This window comes from Pedobacter sp. (assembly GCF_965249885.1).
Taxonomy (GTDB): Bacteria; Bacteroidota; Bacteroidia; order Sphingobacteriales; family Sphingobacteriaceae; genus Pedobacter.
Genome location: NZ_OZ252254.1, coordinates 1,294,272 through 1,310,495, shown reverse-complemented (window position 1 = coordinate 1,310,495; position 16,224 = coordinate 1,294,272). Strand labels below are relative to the sequence as shown.

Annotated in this window: 14 protein-coding genes; 9 read left to right on the top strand and 5 right to left on the bottom strand. The window is 39.4% G+C overall.

Annotation, left to right across the window (positions count from 1 at the left end):
- Position 1 precedes the first annotated feature (1 nt).
- Together ACY2A0_RS05535 and ACY2A0_RS05530 are read right to left on the bottom strand one after the other, a co-directional pair.
- A complete protein-coding gene (locus tag ACY2A0_RS05535; protein ID WP_461788559.1) occupies positions 2 to 1,642 on the bottom strand; it encodes an NAD+ synthase in 1,641 nt (546 codons plus the stop codon).
- A 24-nt stretch (positions 1,643 to 1,666) separates the two neighbouring features.
- Positions 1,667 to 2,311, bottom strand: coding sequence for a porin family protein (locus ACY2A0_RS05530; protein WP_461788558.1), 645 nt, complete (start codon positions 2,309 to 2,311; stop codon positions 1,667 to 1,669).
- A 144-nt stretch (positions 2,312 to 2,455) separates the two neighbouring features.
- On the opposite strand from ACY2A0_RS05530, the gene gldB reads away from it, so the two are divergent.
- Positions 2,456 to 3,493, top strand: a complete 1,038-nt coding sequence (gene gldB / locus ACY2A0_RS05525; protein ID WP_461791037.1) for a gliding motility lipoprotein GldB — start codon at positions 2,456 to 2,458, stop codon at positions 3,491 to 3,493.
- A gap of 56 nt (positions 3,494 to 3,549) precedes the next feature.
- A complete protein-coding gene (locus tag ACY2A0_RS05520; RefSeq protein WP_461788557.1) occupies positions 3,550 to 4,326 on the top strand; it encodes a patatin-like phospholipase family protein in 777 nt (258 codons plus the stop codon).
- A 7-nt stretch (positions 4,327 to 4,333) separates the two neighbouring features.
- Here ACY2A0_RS05520 and ACY2A0_RS05515 read toward each other — a convergent pair whose 3' ends face one another.
- The gene (locus tag ACY2A0_RS05515; RefSeq protein ID WP_461788556.1) at positions 4,334 to 5,047 is read right to left on the bottom strand and encodes a 2-phosphosulfolactate phosphatase; all 714 of its coding nucleotides are present in this window, start codon (positions 5,045 to 5,047) and stop codon (positions 4,334 to 4,336) included.
- Positions 5,048 to 5,118: 71 nt separating this feature from the next.
- Entirely contained in the window at positions 5,119 to 6,201 is a 1,083-nt protein-coding gene (gene gcvT, locus ACY2A0_RS05510) for a glycine cleavage system aminomethyltransferase GcvT (protein WP_461791036.1), read from the bottom strand.
- Positions 6,202 to 6,558: 357 nt separating this feature from the next.
- Between gcvT and ACY2A0_RS05505 the strand changes: the two genes are divergently transcribed.
- From ACY2A0_RS05505 to thrC, 5 genes are all read left to right on the top strand, one after another.
- Positions 6,559 to 7,011: a GNAT family N-acetyltransferase gene (locus ACY2A0_RS05505; protein ID WP_461788555.1), complete on the top strand. Its 453-nt coding sequence runs from the start codon at positions 6,559 to 6,561 to the stop codon at positions 7,009 to 7,011.
- Positions 7,012 to 7,070: 59 nt separating this feature from the next.
- A complete protein-coding gene (locus ACY2A0_RS05500; RefSeq protein ID WP_461788554.1) occupies positions 7,071 to 7,274 on the top strand; it encodes a hypothetical protein in 204 nt (67 codons plus the stop codon).
- Positions 7,275 to 7,345: 71 nt separating this feature from the next.
- Positions 7,346 to 9,793: a bifunctional aspartate kinase/homoserine dehydrogenase I gene (gene thrA, locus ACY2A0_RS05495; RefSeq protein WP_461788553.1), complete on the top strand. Its 2,448-nt coding sequence runs from the start codon at positions 7,346 to 7,348 to the stop codon at positions 9,791 to 9,793.
- Positions 9,794 to 9,886: 93 nt separating this feature from the next.
- A complete protein-coding gene (locus ACY2A0_RS05490; protein ID WP_461788552.1) occupies positions 9,887 to 10,867 on the top strand; it encodes a homoserine kinase in 981 nt (326 codons plus the stop codon).
- Between the two features lie 83 nt (positions 10,868 to 10,950).
- Positions 10,951 to 12,255, top strand: a complete 1,305-nt coding sequence (thrC, locus tag ACY2A0_RS05485) for a threonine synthase (protein WP_461788551.1) — start codon at positions 10,951 to 10,953, stop codon at positions 12,253 to 12,255.
- A gap of 135 nt (positions 12,256 to 12,390) precedes the next feature.
- Here thrC and ACY2A0_RS05480 read toward each other — a convergent pair whose 3' ends face one another.
- Entirely contained in the window at positions 12,391 to 13,314 is a 924-nt protein-coding gene (locus ACY2A0_RS05480; protein WP_461788550.1) for a helix-turn-helix domain-containing protein, read from the bottom strand.
- A 145-nt stretch (positions 13,315 to 13,459) separates the two neighbouring features.
- On the opposite strand from ACY2A0_RS05480, the gene ACY2A0_RS05475 reads away from it, so the two are divergent.
- Complete coding sequence (locus ACY2A0_RS05475; protein WP_461788549.1) at positions 13,460 to 14,695, top strand: MFS transporter; 1,236 nt, start codon at positions 13,460 to 13,462, stop codon at positions 14,693 to 14,695.
- A gap of 10 nt (positions 14,696 to 14,705) precedes the next feature.
- The gene (gene treF, locus ACY2A0_RS05470; RefSeq protein WP_461788548.1) at positions 14,706 to 16,199 is read left to right on the top strand and encodes an alpha,alpha-trehalase TreF; all 1,494 of its coding nucleotides are present in this window, start codon (positions 14,706 to 14,708) and stop codon (positions 16,197 to 16,199) included.
- Positions 16,200 to 16,224 lie beyond the last annotated feature (25 nt).

The window sequence follows — 16,224 nt, the reverse complement described above, 5'->3', positions numbered from 1 at the left end:
CCTAGTCCATGTACTTGCCAACAATTGGCATACGGCGGCCCATTCCGAAAGCTTTTGGTGAAACTCTTAAGATAGGTGGTGTTTGGTAGCGTTTAAACTCTGCCAGGTTAACCATGCGTAAAATGCGTTTTACCAAAGCTTCATCAAAACCTTGTGCAATAATTTCTTTCGATCCCTTTTTAAGTTCAATGTGTTGGTATAAAATTGCATCCAATTCATCGTATTCAGGTAGCGAATCTGAATCTTTTTGATCAGGCCTTAACTCAGCAGATGGTGGTTTTACTATGGTATTAATTGGGATGATTTCCCCATCTTTATTAAGGTATTTAGCCAGTTTGAATACTTGTGTTTTGTACACATCGCCAATTACGCTAATGGCGCCGCACATGTCGCCGTATAAAGTTCCGTACCCTACGGCGCATTCGCTTTTGTTGGAGGTGTTAAGCAAAATGTAGCCAAATTTGTTCGACATCGCCATTACTACAATGCCCCTACACCTCGCCTGAATGTTTTCTTCAGCTAGGTTAAACGGCAAGCCTTCAAACGGTTTTGCTAACATGCTATCGAAAGCATCTGCAGCTTCCTTAATAGGTATAATTTCGTGTTTACAGCCTATGTTGTTTACTAAATCCAAGGCGTCTTGTACCGAGTGGTCTGTAGAATATTTGGAAGGCATTAATACCGCCATTACATTCTCTGCACCTAGGGCTTTACAGGCCAACGCACAAACTACCGCTGAGTCAATCCCGCCAGAAAGTCCTAACACCGCTTTTTTGAATCCAGATTTAGCAAAGTAGTCTTTTATGCCCAAAACTAGCGCATCGTGGATTTGCTCGATATCGGTGCTCCTATTAGCAGCGGGATACTTGTTTTTTACGTTTTGTACTTCTTCTAAATCAAACACCTGCAAATCTTCCTCAAAGTACTTCATCTCTGCTTTAAGCGATCCTTCTTCATCGAAAACTAAAGAGCCGCCATCAAAAATAATCTCTGTTTGCGCACCCACTTGGTTTACATAAAACAAAGGTAGCTGGTATTTTTTGGCATTATCTGAAAGTACTTTGATACGATCTTCATCATGGCCATAATCAAAAGGGGAAGCAGCAATGTTGATCATCAAATGGGGCTGTTGCTTGATCAACTCGTCCATCGGGCAAGAAACATAAAGCGGATTATCGTTGATGTTCCATAAATCTTCGCAAATTGTTAAAGCAATTTTCTTTCCCTTGTATTCAACACAGTCAAATAACGTATTCGGTTCAAAATATCTGTACTCGTCAAATACATCGTAAGTTGGAAGTAATGCTTTTTTAACTATTTGCTGTACTTTGCCATCCGCAATAAAATAAGCTGCATTATAAAGGTCTTTTCCCTCAACAACTGGGTTTTTAATAGGTAAACCCACAATACAGGCAATGTCTACGCAATGCGTTGCAATATGTTGCGCAGCTTGGTCACAAAGTGAAATAAAATCTTCGAACTCCAAAAAATCACGTGGCGGATAGCCGCAAATAGCTAATTCGGCAAATACTACTATATCTGCTCCCTTGGCTTTCGCTAAATCAATGTTTGATATAATTTTTTGAGTATTGCTTTCGAAATTACCAATGTGATAGTTGAGCTGTGCTAATGCAATTTTCATCTTTGTATCGTGCTAGTAGGTTGCTTAAAAGAAAACGCCAAAATTGATGGCCACGTAATGGTTCTTAATGGTTTGGTCTTTTTTGCCAATGTTAGTTAGTCCGTTGTTATAGGTTAACCCACCCATTAAACTTGTTTTGCCGCTTAGGCGATATTCGGCGCCACCACCAATGATCATTCCCGCCCTAAAAAACTTGGTGTAATCACTAGCGTTAACATTATCGGCAATGGTTTGGTTGGCACGTTGTACATCTTGTTTGGCACTGATTCTAAAATCTGTTGTTAAGCCAAATTGGCCAAACCATTTCATGTCATTTTGTTCGTCGGTTTTAAGCTTAATGCTCAATGGGATTTGAATGTACTGCATTTTAAACTTTACATCGTAATCCGTGGTAGCCGTACCCGTGTGGTAAGGCGCATAGTTGATAATAGCGCCTGAACCGTTGATGGTAGTAATTAAAAGACCTGTAGAGAAACAGTAATTTTCTTCGAACTCGTTATCGCTCATTAATCCGTAGGTAAATCCGGTGCTAATACCATTGCTTTTTCCGTTTTCTACCTTTAAGAAGCCAAAATTTGGATGTGCTGTTAACCCCAAGCGAAGCTGGGCATTGGCATCGCTGAAAATAAAAATGGCCAAGAAAGAGAGTAAGAATAGTGTTTTTTTCATGATTTATGTGTTGTTATTCTCTTGAAAGTGCACACCGTTGGCGGCGCTTTCTGGAGAAAATGATTAATTCTGATACATTGTCAAAAATCAAACCAAAGCATATTGCAAAGGTTTCAGCTTGCTTTTATATATTTGCTATCGATGATGAAATACTTAAAAGCAATCCGCCAAAGTTATTTATTTTTTCTGTGTGCGGTCGTATTTTTTTCCTGTAAGTCGGGCAAAAGACCAGATGTAAGCCAAATTAAAGTAGCTATCAAAATTGAAAGATTTGATAAAGATTTATACGCTGGAAAAGGAAAGGACTTGGCGTACACAGACAGTTTGTTGCACCAAAAATATGGCGCTTTTTATGAGGACTTTATTTTCAAAATGGTGGGTAACGAAAGTTTCACCAGACTGGCAGTGCTAAAAGGGTTGTATGACGACAAAGCGTACACAGATCTTAATCATGAAGTGGATAGTGTTTTTCCGAATTTGACTAAAGTAGAGGCGGACCTGTCGGAAACTTTTAAATACATCAAGTACTACTATCCAAAGACTCAGGTACCACGCTTTATTGGTTTCCTGTCGGGATTTTCTTATCAAACACCAATTGGTGATGATTATGTAGGAATTGGTTTAGATATGTTTTTGGGACAAGACAGCAAGTTTTATGGTGCCTTGGTGCACAGTATTCCGCTGTATTTATCCAGAAGATTTACGCCGGAATATATTGTACCTAGAGCAAGCGAATATTACGTGAGGGAAAATTTATTCAAGGAGCTAGACGAAGACCGAAGCCTGTTATCTAAAATGATTTACAACGGTAAGATTTTATATTTTATGGATCAAATTTTGCCTGAACAAACGCCAGATAGTGTGAAAATTGGTTACACAAATCAGCAGTTAGAATGGTGTAAAACTTATGAGGGCGATATTTGGGGCTACTATTTGGAAAATAACCTACTGTTTGAAACAGATTATCCTAAAATTCAGGTGTATCTTAGCGAAGGGCCATTTACACCTGGACTTGGCGAAAATAGATTGTCTGCACCAAAATTAGGCGTTTGGACTGGCTGGCAGATCGTTAGGAAGTACATGGAGGAAAATCCTAAAGTCACTTTGCAGCAATTGATGAACGAGAGTGATGCGCAAAAAATTCTAACACAATCTAAATACAAACCTAAATTGAAAAGATAATAGGCTAATACCATAATTAGCTAATCATCCCATTTTTAAATCATCATATTAAAGAAATGAAAGTCGGCATTGTATTAAGCGGCGGCGGAATTAGAGGTATTGCTCACTTGGGCATACTTAAAGCACTACAAAAAACGGGCATCAAATTCAGTCATATTGTTGGCACCAGTGCCGGCTCTATTGCTGGCTCATTTTATGCCGCGGGTATAGACCCCGAAGATGCCTTTAATATTTTCATGAAAACCAAACTTCTCAAGTTCGTTCGTCCAGCATTGGGATCGCTTGGCTTAATTAACATCGAACGTACGGGAGATATTTTTAAAGAATATTTGCCTGCACACATTGAGGATTTGAAAATTCCGATGAGCATTTGCACAACAAATTTTAGCCAGGGGATGGTGGAGTATTTCACGAAAGGGCCTTTAGTAAGGGCTATCCACGCATCTTGCTGCATTCCGGGCGTATTTAAACCCATCATGATTCACGGCGAAATGCATGTGGACGGAGGAGTATTAAATAATTTTCCAGTAGAGCCGCTGTTGGGTGAGTGCGATTACATCATCGGATCAACTTGTAACCACCTTAAACCTGTTGAAAAAATTGTGGGTATCACCAGGCTAATGCAAAGAGCAGCGATTATGTCGGTTAATCATGATATGGAGCGTAAATCAAAGTTTTGCAACTTGATGATTGAACCTAAAGGTATGGGCGAAATTAATACCTTTGATACTAAAAAAGCTGAAATTATTTATTGGCTCGCTTATGAAGAGGCATTAAAAACCATCAAAAGTAGCGAGAGTTTTAAGGAATTGTTAAAAGCACAGGGCACTTAGGTTGTTATCAGTGTGATAAAGCAACCAGTTTTTCGCCTTCCAAAACTGGAATGGTGTTGCATATATCCAGCTTTAAGCAAAATTGAACATCATCTTCAATGTTAAGTTTTACTAATCGATGGCTGTGCGATGATTTTTTTAAGTAGCCCCTTAAATCGTTTTTCGCTAATTGATACATGTCCAAAGCTGCCACGCTGGCATCATCTCCTAAGGTGAAACTTTCTTGTAATTGCGCTACAACGGCTCCTGCAAATAGAGTGTCTTCTAAATTAAAGTTGTCTTTCCAGCCGGCACAAAGCAGCAGTGCGTCTTTATTTTCTTTTTGAAGATAAGCACAAATAGCAGCCAGATTAAGGAACGATCCTACAATCACTTTGTGTGCTCTTTCCTGAGCCAAATGCATGGCCTTGGTGCCATTGGTAGTAGTTAAAACCACAGTTTTTCCAGCTACTTTTTCAGCAGTGTAGGAAAACGGAGAGTTACCGAAATCATAGCCTGCTACCACCTCTCCGTTACGCTCTGCAGCTAATAAAAATCCTTTGTCAGCATATTTCAGGCAATCTTCCACGTCCATTACGGGAATGATAGCCTCTGCGCCATTATCAATGCCATAAGTGATAGAAGATGTCGCTCTGAGTATATCAATAACAACAACAATGCTATTTTCTATAGCATACAAATCTAAGAGGGCGGGCGTCAAACAAACTTCTATTTTAGGCATTTTATGGAGTATTGCGTATTGCGTATTGCGCATGCAGAGGTGTCTCTATACGCAATACGCAAATCTCATATTTATTTCTTAAGAAAAGGGAACTTTACCACCTTTGCTTTTACTTTATTGTTTCTAATGTCGATGAAGATTTCAGTGCCTTCTTTCGCAAATTCTTTAGCTACATAAGCCATGCCTATCGCTTTTTGTAAGGATGGCGACTGTGTTCCAGAAGTAACTTTACCAATTTGATTTCCCTCCGCATCTACCACTACATAATCGTGCCGAGGAATGCCTCTGTCTATCATTTCGAAACCTATTAATTTGCAGCTAACGCCAGCTTCTTTCTGTGCAAGTAAAGCCGCCGAGTTGGTGAAATCTTTGGTGAATTTTGTTACCCAACCTAAGCCAGCCTCGATAGGTGAAGTGGTATCATCGATGTCATTTCCGTATAAGCAAAATCCCATTTCCAAGCGCAAAGTATCACGAGCACCCAAGCCAATTGGTTTTATGCCAAACTCAGCTCCTGCTTTAAAAATAGCGTCCCAAATTTGATCAGCGTATTGATTTTCGAAATAAACCTCAAAACCTCCAGCACCAGTATAACCTGTAGCTGATACTAAAACATTATCAACGCCAGCAAACTTTCCTTTTTTGAAAGTGTAATATTCCATTGATGCCAAGTCCATATCGGTTAATGCCTGTAGCGCATCTGCAGCTTTAGGGCCTTGCACAGCTAACAGTGATGTTTGATCGGAGGTGTTGTGCATTTCAACACCCTTATCATTAAATTTTTGGATCCAGTTCCAATCTTTTTCAATGTTGGATGCATTTACTACTAGCATGTAGCTTTTCTCATCAATACGATAAACCAAAAGGTCATCTACAATGCCGCCATCTTCATTTGGTAAGCAAGAATATTGAATTTTGCCGTCGTAAAGCTTTGAAGCATCATTGCTTGTTACACGTTGAATTAAGTCAAGAGCATTTTCTCCTTTTAGGATGAATTCGCCCATGTGACTAACGTCAAAAACACCTACCGCATTACGAACAGTGGCATGTTCAGCATTAATTCCTTCATACTGTACTGGCATATTGTATCCAGCAAAGGGAACCATTTTAGCTCCAAGGGAGATGTGTTTTTCGGTTAAAGCGGTGTTTTTCATCATTTTTATTTTTTGCTTTGTGATGATGCTGTTATGATGTTTAGGATCATATCAAAACATTCATCTTAATAATAAGTCGTTATCAGAGTTACATTGGTTTTGTTGGCGCAAAAGTACTAAGAAAAAGCTAAGTTCCTTTCAACAATTCTTTAAAAGGAAAACGATGTTGAAACAGCTCAACTAAATTTATCACTTGGCTAATACGCCTATCTAATTTTGGCTAAAACAGGTTTTTTGGTTCATTATCATCTTTGGCTGAGATTAAGGTTTGGCGGCGGCAGGCTAAAATTGGCACTAGTCTTAAAATTTAAAATTGATGGTTATTTTAAGTTTATCTTTGGATAAATAATTTAAACCATGACATTCTCCATTAAAAGAACCGATTCTACAGATCCCGACTTCGTTGAATTAGTTAGACATTTGGATGCGGAATTATCTCGGATCAATGGAAGCGATGACGCATTCTATGCACAGTTCAACAAAATCGATAAAATCAACCATGTTGTATTAATTTATGATAATGATAGGCCGATAGCTTGCGGAGCCATTAAGCAGTTTTCGAATACGGCTATGGAAGTAAAGCGGATGTTCACCTTGCCAAATTACCGTGGAAAAGGTACGGCCAGCATGCTGCTAAAAGAGTTGGAAAAATGGGCAAAGGAATTAGATTACAAAAAGTGCGTGTTGGAAACTAGTGCTCGCCAGCCTGATGCTTTAGCGCTTTATCGCAAAAATGGCTACCAAGTAATTTCTAATTACGGACAATACATTGGCGTTGAAAACAGCATTTGTTTCGAGAAAGAAATTTAGATATATGCTATTGCATTAGCCTTTTTTTATCAAAATTATAAGATGAAAGGTATTTTGAGATGAATTTTGTAAATCTAGTTGATAAAAATTTAAATATTTTCACAGGAACATTTGCAATTGTAAAAAATAATATTCTTCTTTGCGGTGTACAAAATACACCAACAATTCAACAATGCACTTTAACCATTCAATTATTACCACAATTATTATTACCGGCGGCAAAGCTATCGGGAGCAACCTTGTGTAACATTGAAAAAAGATAAAAAACACAGAAAGCGTCCCGATAGCAAATCGGGACGCTTTTTTTTTAAATAAACTACATAACCCTAAAACAATGAAAGTCCTAAAATTTGGCGGTACATCCGTAGGTACCACCGAAAACATTAAAACCCTTCTGAAACTAGTACAAGAAGAAAGAAAAAATGCCAACCCGGTAGTTGTATTATCGGCAATGAGCGGAGTGACCAACCTTCTTCTAGAAATGGCAGAACTTGCCGAAAAAGGCGAAAGTTATCAGGAGCAAATTCAAACCATCGAAAAAAAGCACTTTGAAGTGGTAAAGGCTTTATTGCCCGCCGCTGCGCAAAATCCTATCTTAACCAAACTCAAAATACACTTTAATGAATTAGAGGATGCACTACAAGCAGTAGCGAGCTTAAAGGAGCTTAGCTTGCGCACTAAGGATTTTATCGTGAGTTTTGGCGAAAGATGTTCTAATGTGATGGTAGCGCACATTGCTACACAATATTTTGAAAATGCTTTGTATGTTGATGGCTCTAAACTGATTAAAACCGATAGTAATTTTGGTAACGCCAGGGTTGATTTTGATTTTACAGATGCACTGATCAAGGAATTTCACGAACAACACGAAGACAAGGTATTATTTGTCACTGGATTTATCGCTAGCAATAAAGACAACCAAATTACTACCTTAGGACGCGGGGGATCCGACTATACCGCAGCAATTTGGGGAGCTGCTTTAAACGTTTCGGAAATAGAAATTTGGACCGACGTGAACGGTATGATGACCGCCGATCCACGGATCGTTAAAAAAGCTTTTTCATTGGACGAACTGAGCTACATCGAAGCGATGGAATTGAGCTATTTCGGTGCTAAAGTGATTTATCCGCCGACTATGGTTCCGGCTTTTGCCAAGAAGATTCCATTGGTCATCAAAAATACTTTCGAGCCTGAATTTGCTGGAACTTTCATTAGAAGTAATATCAAACCCTCTGAATTACCTATCAAGGGTATATCGTCAATCAACCAAATCAGCATCATCAACTTGAGTGGTAGTGGGATGGTAGGTAAGGCAGGATTTAGCGGTCGTTTGTTTTCGCTATTGTCGCGTGAGCAAATCAATGTTATCTTAATCACACAATCTTCTTCTGAGCATAGCATCACGTTCGCAGTAAATCCATCCGACGCCGCCAAAGCCGTTACATTAATTAATAAAGAATTTGAATTAGAATTAGCGGCAGAAAAGTTGGCTTATCCTGAGGTGGAAGGTGAGTTGGCAGTGCTGGCCATCGTTGGCGAAAATATGAAGCGCACCCCCGGAATGAGTGGTAGGTTATTTAACGCTTTGGGCAGAAATGGCGTCAATGTAAGGGCTATTGCACAAGGTTCGTCGGAGTACAATATTTCTGTCATTATAGGAAAAGATGATTTGGCAAAGTCGTTAAATGCCGTTCACGATGCTTTCTATACTGATTTGAAACGCACCTTGAATGTATATTGTTTAGGTACTGGAAACATTGGCAAAACAATGTTTAAACAAATTAAGGAACAAAGCCAGTTTTTAGCTGAGAAAAACGACTTACAGGTTAAAGTAGTTGGCATTGCCAATACCCGTAAAATGGTTTTTGACGCTAACGGTATTGACCTTAACGACTGGGAAAGCGTTTTAGATGAAAAAGGCGAGCAAGCTAATTTATCAGAATTTGTGTTGCGGATGCAGTCGCTTAATTTGGCCAATAGTGTTTTCGTGGACAATACCGCAAGCGAGGCGCCAATTCCATTTTATAAAGAAATTTTTGAAAGCAGCATTTCCATTGTTGCTTGTAATAAAAAAGGAAACTCAGCGGAGTTTGCACAGTATAAATTATTTAAAGATACCGCAAAAAGGCACGGTGTAGATTTCTATTACGAAACTAACGTGGGAGCTGGCTTGCCGATCATTGGAACGTTAAAAAATCTGATGATGAGCGGCGACAGGATTGATAAAATCGAAGCTATCCTTTCAGGAACGATCTCCTTTATTTTCAATAGCTTTAAAGGAGATAAAGAATTCTATGATATTGTTAAGGAAGCGCAAGATTTAGGTTACACCGAACCCGATCCTCGTGACGATTTGAACGGAATGGATTTCATGCGCAAAATGCTAATTTTAGCTCGTGATGCGGGTTATCCATTGGAATCTACCGATGTAAAAATTGACAATATTTTACCTGACGCCTGTTTAAAAGCGGCAACTGTAGAAGAGTTTTATCAAGAGCTTAAAAACAATAGTGCTTATTTCGAAAACTTAAAAAATACAGCGGCTGGCGATAATAAAGTGTTGCGTTATATTGGCAAGTTAGAAAATGGAAAGGTAGAAATTAGCTTGCAAATGGTGGGTGACGATCATCCTTTCTATGCACTTTCTGGCGCAGATAATATTATCTCCTTCGTAACTGATAGATATAAGTTCCGTCCGATGGTGGTAAAAGGTCCGGGCGCCGGAGCAGAAGTAACCGCAGCAGGTGTTTTTGCAGACATCATTAATGTAGCGACTCCTTAACAAATTCGCCATTGTGAGGAACGAAGCTTGCTTAAAGTTGAAAATTGCCTCCTGCCCCGCAATGGCGGTAATACTATTAAAAAAGAAAACAAAATGTCAAACAATACAGCTACACTTTTGGAACCTAAAAAACAAAAAGTGGATTTAAAGGAAATTCGTGTTTTTGCCCCAGCAACTGTTGCTAATGTGGTTTGCGGATTCGATGTGCTAGGTTTTGCGGTAAATGCTCCCGGTGATGAAGTAGTTATGCGTTTGGTTGAAGAGCCTGGCGTTCGTTTACTGAAAATTACCGGAGATGATGGCAAGCTGCCGTTAAATAGCGATAAAAACACTGTTAGTGCATCAGTTAAGCATTATTTGAGCCATATCAATCGTGAAGATATAGGTGTTGAGATAGAACTACATAAAAAAATGCCCATTGGAAGCGGCTTAGGCTCTAGTTCTGCAAGTACCGTGGCCGGCTTATACGCCATTAACCAATTGATGGGAAATTTACTTACAGCTAAAGAGCTTGTACCTTTTGCCATGAAAGGCGAAGAAATTGCTTGCGGTTATGGCCATGCGGATAATGTAGCCCCAGCAATTATGGGTGGCTTTGTATTAGTCCGCAGCTACGAACCCTTAGATGTGATTTCGCTGCCAGTACCTGACGGCATGTATGCTGCCATTGTTTACCCTGAGGTAGATGTGCCAACTAAAGATGCCCGCCAAATGATCCGCTCCAAAGTAGCGCTTAAAGACGCTGTTACGCAGTGGGGCAATGTGGCAGGTTTGGTGAGCGGTTTATTCTTAAATGATATGGATTTGGTGGGCAGAAGCATGAAAGATGTGCTGGTAGAGCCTACCCGTTCCATCCTTATTCCAGATTTTGAAGTGCTACGCAAATTGGCGATGGAAAACGGTGCTGTAGGGTTCGGGATATCGGGTTCTGGGCCATCGGTTTTTGCTTTAACTAAGGATGAAGAAAGCGCCAAAAAAATTACTAAAGCACAGCAAATGCATTTGCATCAAATTAATATCAAAAGCCAAGCTTACGTGTCTGAAGTGAATACGGAAGGACCAAAAACGTTATAAGTTATATGTATTACGTTATACATTTTATGTGTCGACTACTGATTACGTAAAAAACATATAACGTTAAACCTAATACTCCTAAAATGAAATTCTACTCAACCAATAATAAAGACTTACGCGTTTCTTTTAAAGATGCGGTTTTCAATAGCATGCCTTTAGACAAGGGATTATACATGCCTGAGGAAATTCCTCAATTACCGGCTTCATTTATCGAAAACATTGAGCAGTACACCTTAACCGAGATTGCTTACGAAGTGGCGTTTGCGTTGCTTAAAGATGAAATCCCTGCTGAGGACTTGAAGGCTTTGGTAGAAGAAGCCGCCAATTTTGATGCACCTGCTGTTGCACTAGACGAGAAAACATTCGTTCTGGAACTTTTCCATGGTCCATCACTAGCTTTTAAAGATTTTGGAGCCCGTTTCATGAGTCGCGTAATGGCGTATTACTTGAGGGATGGCGAGCAGCTATTAGATGTTTTGGTAGCTACCTCGGGCGACACAGGTGGCGCTGTAGCCTTAGGCTTTTTAGGCGTAGCCAATACAAGGGTAACTATCCTCTATCCAAAGGGAAAAGTAAGCCCAATACAGGAGCAGCAGCTTACTACCTTAGGACAAAATATTAGGGCCATTGAAATAGACGGAACTTTCGACGATTGCCAAGCTTTGGTAAAGCAAGCTTTCGCTGATGAGGAGCTGAACAAAAAATTCCGTTTAACATCTGCCAATTCTATTAATATTTCCCGTTTAATTCCGCAAACTTTCTATTACTTTAATGCCTATGCACAACTAAAAAGAAAAGGCTTTAAAGATGTAGTTTTCTCGGTACCTAGCGGTAATTTCGGAAACATTGGTGCAGGATTGTTGGCTTACAAGATGGGCTTGCCAGTGAAACAATTTATTGCCGCCACCAATGTAAACGATACGGTTCCTCGTTTTTTGGAAACGGGTGTGTATGAAACTAAGCCATCTGTACAAACCTATGCTAATGCAATGGATGTTGGAGCGCCAAGTAACTGGGTGCGAATCATGAATTTGTTCAGTGAAGATGCTACTTTAGTAAAAGAGAAAGTATGTGCTTACAGGTTTAACGATGAAGAAACGCTGGAAGGTATCAAAACAATCGATTCAAAATATGACTATATCGCTTGCCCACATACGGCAATTGCGTATTTAGCGGTAGCAGCTTACCGAAAAGATTATAGTTATGACGGTGCTGCGGTGTTTTTGTCTACTGCGCATGCTTGTAAATTTCCAGATATTTTTCCTGCTGAGTTAGCCGCTAAAATTGAAATTCCAGCGTCGGTGATAGCATTGGAAGGCCGGACGAAACAAGCAGATGAGTTAGGAGTAGATTTTGAAGGATTTAAAGAATGGCTAATTCAATCCTAACCAAGCTTATATCTTAAAGGTTCATGGTTGCGGAGCACGAAGTAAACTTGAGGCGAGTATCTCAAATACTTTATGCTCCGTAATTTTAATGTAGTAAACCACTATATCTTCTAACATTTACTATCAATTTTTGATTCAGTGTGGTGATGCTGATAAACGATTTTTCGGTAGAATTGTAACCGGTTGCTCGTTCAATAAGACTCTCCCTTTATCTAGCAAATAATATTCGTTTTTAAATTCTGAAGGTGTTTTGCCCATTATTCTTTTAAAAATTTTATTGAAATAAGTGACATTGTTGAAACCACATTCAAAGCAAACACCAGCAATGGTTTTGTCGTCAATTAATAGTACGCAAGCTTTTTGTATCCTGTAGCGATTCACAAACTCTGTAAATGTAATTTGGGTAGTTTTCTTGAAATAGTTACAGAACGATGGCACTGAAATATTTACAAGATCTGCTACATCGCTAATCTCGATTTCATTTTTATAATGCAATTCCACGTAACTAAAGATTTTCTGTAACCTAGACTGGTGCTTATTGACATTATCTACAATTTCTTGATTGTTTAACACTTCGTAATCTGCTGTGGTAGATAAATATCTTAAGATTCTGATGAATTCAATAAGCCTGTCGAATGGTTTCATGTTGATCATGCCAATCAGCATTTTCTTCACTTTTTCTTGGGCCGGCCTTAAAAATCGAATGCCTTTCGTTGATTGTTTTAATAAAGCTGCCAGTTCCTTCATTTCCGGCAAGCCCAAGGTTTCAGAAAGCACATCTGGATGAATCTGCACCACAATTTCAACATGCGGGTCATTGGCGTTCAAGCCAAATCCCGAATGAGGCACATTTGATCCAATAAGTACCAGATCTCCATTTTCGTAGGCGCTCAAATGCGTGCCTACATGTCTAGTGCCTGAACCTTCAAATACACAAACTAATTCATACTCGGGGTGGTAGTGGTATTCCCAAAAATGATCTTTGATAGCCAATTTTTGGTACAGGAATCTAATAGACGAATTGTCGTCTGGCTTTACCAGTTCGTAATGTATTTTCATAGGTAAAGCCAATATATACAATACTATACAAATCACCAAAATATTAATACAGTTAAACAAATTGTGGGTTTAGCATAATTTACTTCGCTAAGTATTGATCAAATTTGTGATAAGCCTAGGCGAACATCTAACCAAACATCTACCTATGAAATTTTTGAAAGTGAAAACTTCCATAGTTATCAACTATTTTCTTTTTGGGATATTGTTGAATAGCGTCGGCACTGTAATCCTGCAAACGCAGCGGTATTATCACATTTCTGCCTCTAAAGTAAGTATTCTTGAAGCCTGTAAAGATTTGTCCATTGCAGCGGTATCATTTATCGTTGCATCTTTTATTACGAAGATTGGCTATAAAAAATCTATGCAGCTGGCGTTGTTTTTTGTAACGGCAATTTGTTTTGTCGTTCCGTCTTTAAAAACCTATTTAGCAATCAAACTATTATTTGTAATTACCGGGGCAAGCTTTGCACTGGTTAAGATTTCGGTTTTTGGTACTATTGGCCTAATTACAAGTAACGAAAAGGAGCACCTCAGTTTGATGAATTTCATCGAAAGCTTCTTTATGATAGGCATCTTATCTGGCTATTTTTTATTCAGTTATTTTATTGAAGATACAAATGCTGCCTCCGATAAATGGTTTAAATTTTATTATCTCATAGGCGCACTTTACGCCTTAGCCTGGTTGCTGCTCACCAGTTCAACCCTCGACGAGTCGGCCGCAAAGGTAGGTGACAGCGACCTAAGGCAATCGCTTTTGCAAATGTTAAAGTTGCTTACTTATCCATTCATTATATCCTTTATCCTTTGTGCTTTTCTTTACGTGCTTGTCGAACAGAGTATCATGAGCTGGCTGCCAACTTTCAACAATAAAGTACTACACTTGCCTTCAACTTACAGCGTATTAATTGCAAGTGTTTTAGCGGCTGCAACTGCTTTCGGCCGGTTTTCGGCCGGTTTTACATTAAAAAGAGCATCCTGGTTGCCTACCTTGATCGTTTGTTTGGCCTCAGCAAGTGCATTGGTTTTAATTGCCATGCCTTGGGCCAATACCACGAGCAACACTACTATCAGTTCTTGGAAAGATATTCCCATGGTAGCCTATATTTTCCCCTTAATCGGTTTTTTTCTAGCCCCAATCTATCCCGTTATCAATTCGCTGGTATTGGCTGCACTTCCCAAAAACCGGCACGGCGCAATGTCAGGTCTCATTGTGGTGTTTTCAGCTTTAGGTGGAACTTTAGGGTCTTTCATCACCGGAAATATTTTCGAAAGCTACGGAGGTACTACCGCTTTTTACTTTTCGCTTCTGCCCATAATTGCATTATGCTTTTCGCTATTTCTCTTTAAAAAGTTTCGTTCTGAAAATCTAATCACTCAATAATGCGTGAGCTATGGAAAAAATGTTTCATTTAGAAGATTTGGCCGAATTGTTTACGGACGTACAAACGCAAAGAGTTTTTCATGATCAAAAGTTTTTTACGGATTGTATCCCTGTTTTGCCGATTGATGAGATTGTAAAAAAGTATAGAGAGCAAAATCAACAACCCACCTTTAATCTGTTACAATTTTTAAAATCTACTTTCTTACTCCCTCAAAAAGTTGAAACCGCCGCTTTAAGTGGCAATAGTTCTATCATCGAACACATTAACAGCCTGTGGGACAAATTAACCCATAAAACAAACACGGTAAATAGCACTTTAATCGATTTGCCTTATCCTTATGTGGTGCCGGGCGGCAGGTTTAGAGAGCTCTTTTACTGGGATAGTTATTTCACCATGTTGGGATTACAGGCGGCTGGAAGAAATGATTTACTGAAAAATGTAGTAGATAATTTCGCTCACCTCATTGAACAATTTGGATTTATACCCAATGCTAATAGAACCTATTTCTTAACTCGCTCTCAACCCCCATATTTCTCACTGATGGTCGACTTGTTGGCTAAAGATGATCCAAATATACAGGTGAAGTATTTGCCACATTTAAAGAACGAGTACGACTTTTGGATGCAGGGTTCATCTATGTTAAGTGATACGAATAACGCCGTTAATCACGTGGTTAGAATTTCTGAAGGAGTGGTTTTAAACCGCTATTGGGACAACTCAGACAAACCTAGGCCGGAAAGTTACTGGGAAGATACCGAGTTGGGTGTTACTACATTGAACACTGCTCAGCTTTACCGAAACATTCGCTCTGCCTGTGCTTCTGGATGGGATTTTTCCTCCCGTTGGTTGGCCAGCGCTTCGAAATTGCAGAGTATAAAAACTACTTCCATTATTCCAATAGATTTAAACTGCCTATTGTGGAATTTGGAAAGAAGAATAGCAGAAATATGTGCCTATACAGGCGATGATGTGACAGCTGAATTTTTCAGGTCTAAAGCCGAAAGTCGTTTTTATGGCATTCAAAAATACCTATGGAATGATGACTTAAAGACATTTATGGACTTCGATCTTGAGCGGAACACTTCATCGGATGTACTGAACGCAGCGATGGTTTATCCGCTTTTTTTTGAGATCGCCACACAACAACAGGCAGAACAGGTAAAGGCTCATTTGGCTGATGGTTTTGTACAGCTCGGCGGCTTGCTAACTACCTTAAGCACTACAGGCCAGCAATGGGACGCACCCAATGGTTGGGCCCCTTTGCAGTGGACAGCCTACCGTGGTTTAAAAAATTATGGCTTTTATCCACTAGCTGATCAAATTGCCAATAACTGGACAAAAAATGTAGAGCGTGTTTTTTACGCTACCGGAAAAATCATGGAGAAATACAACGTAATGGACACCACAATAGCAGCTGGTGGAGGTGAATACCCTAACCAAGACGGCTTTGGCTGGACCAACGGCGTATATCTCAAAATGAAAATGGAAATGGACAACAACTAATGATTAGAAAATGAAAACCAAAACC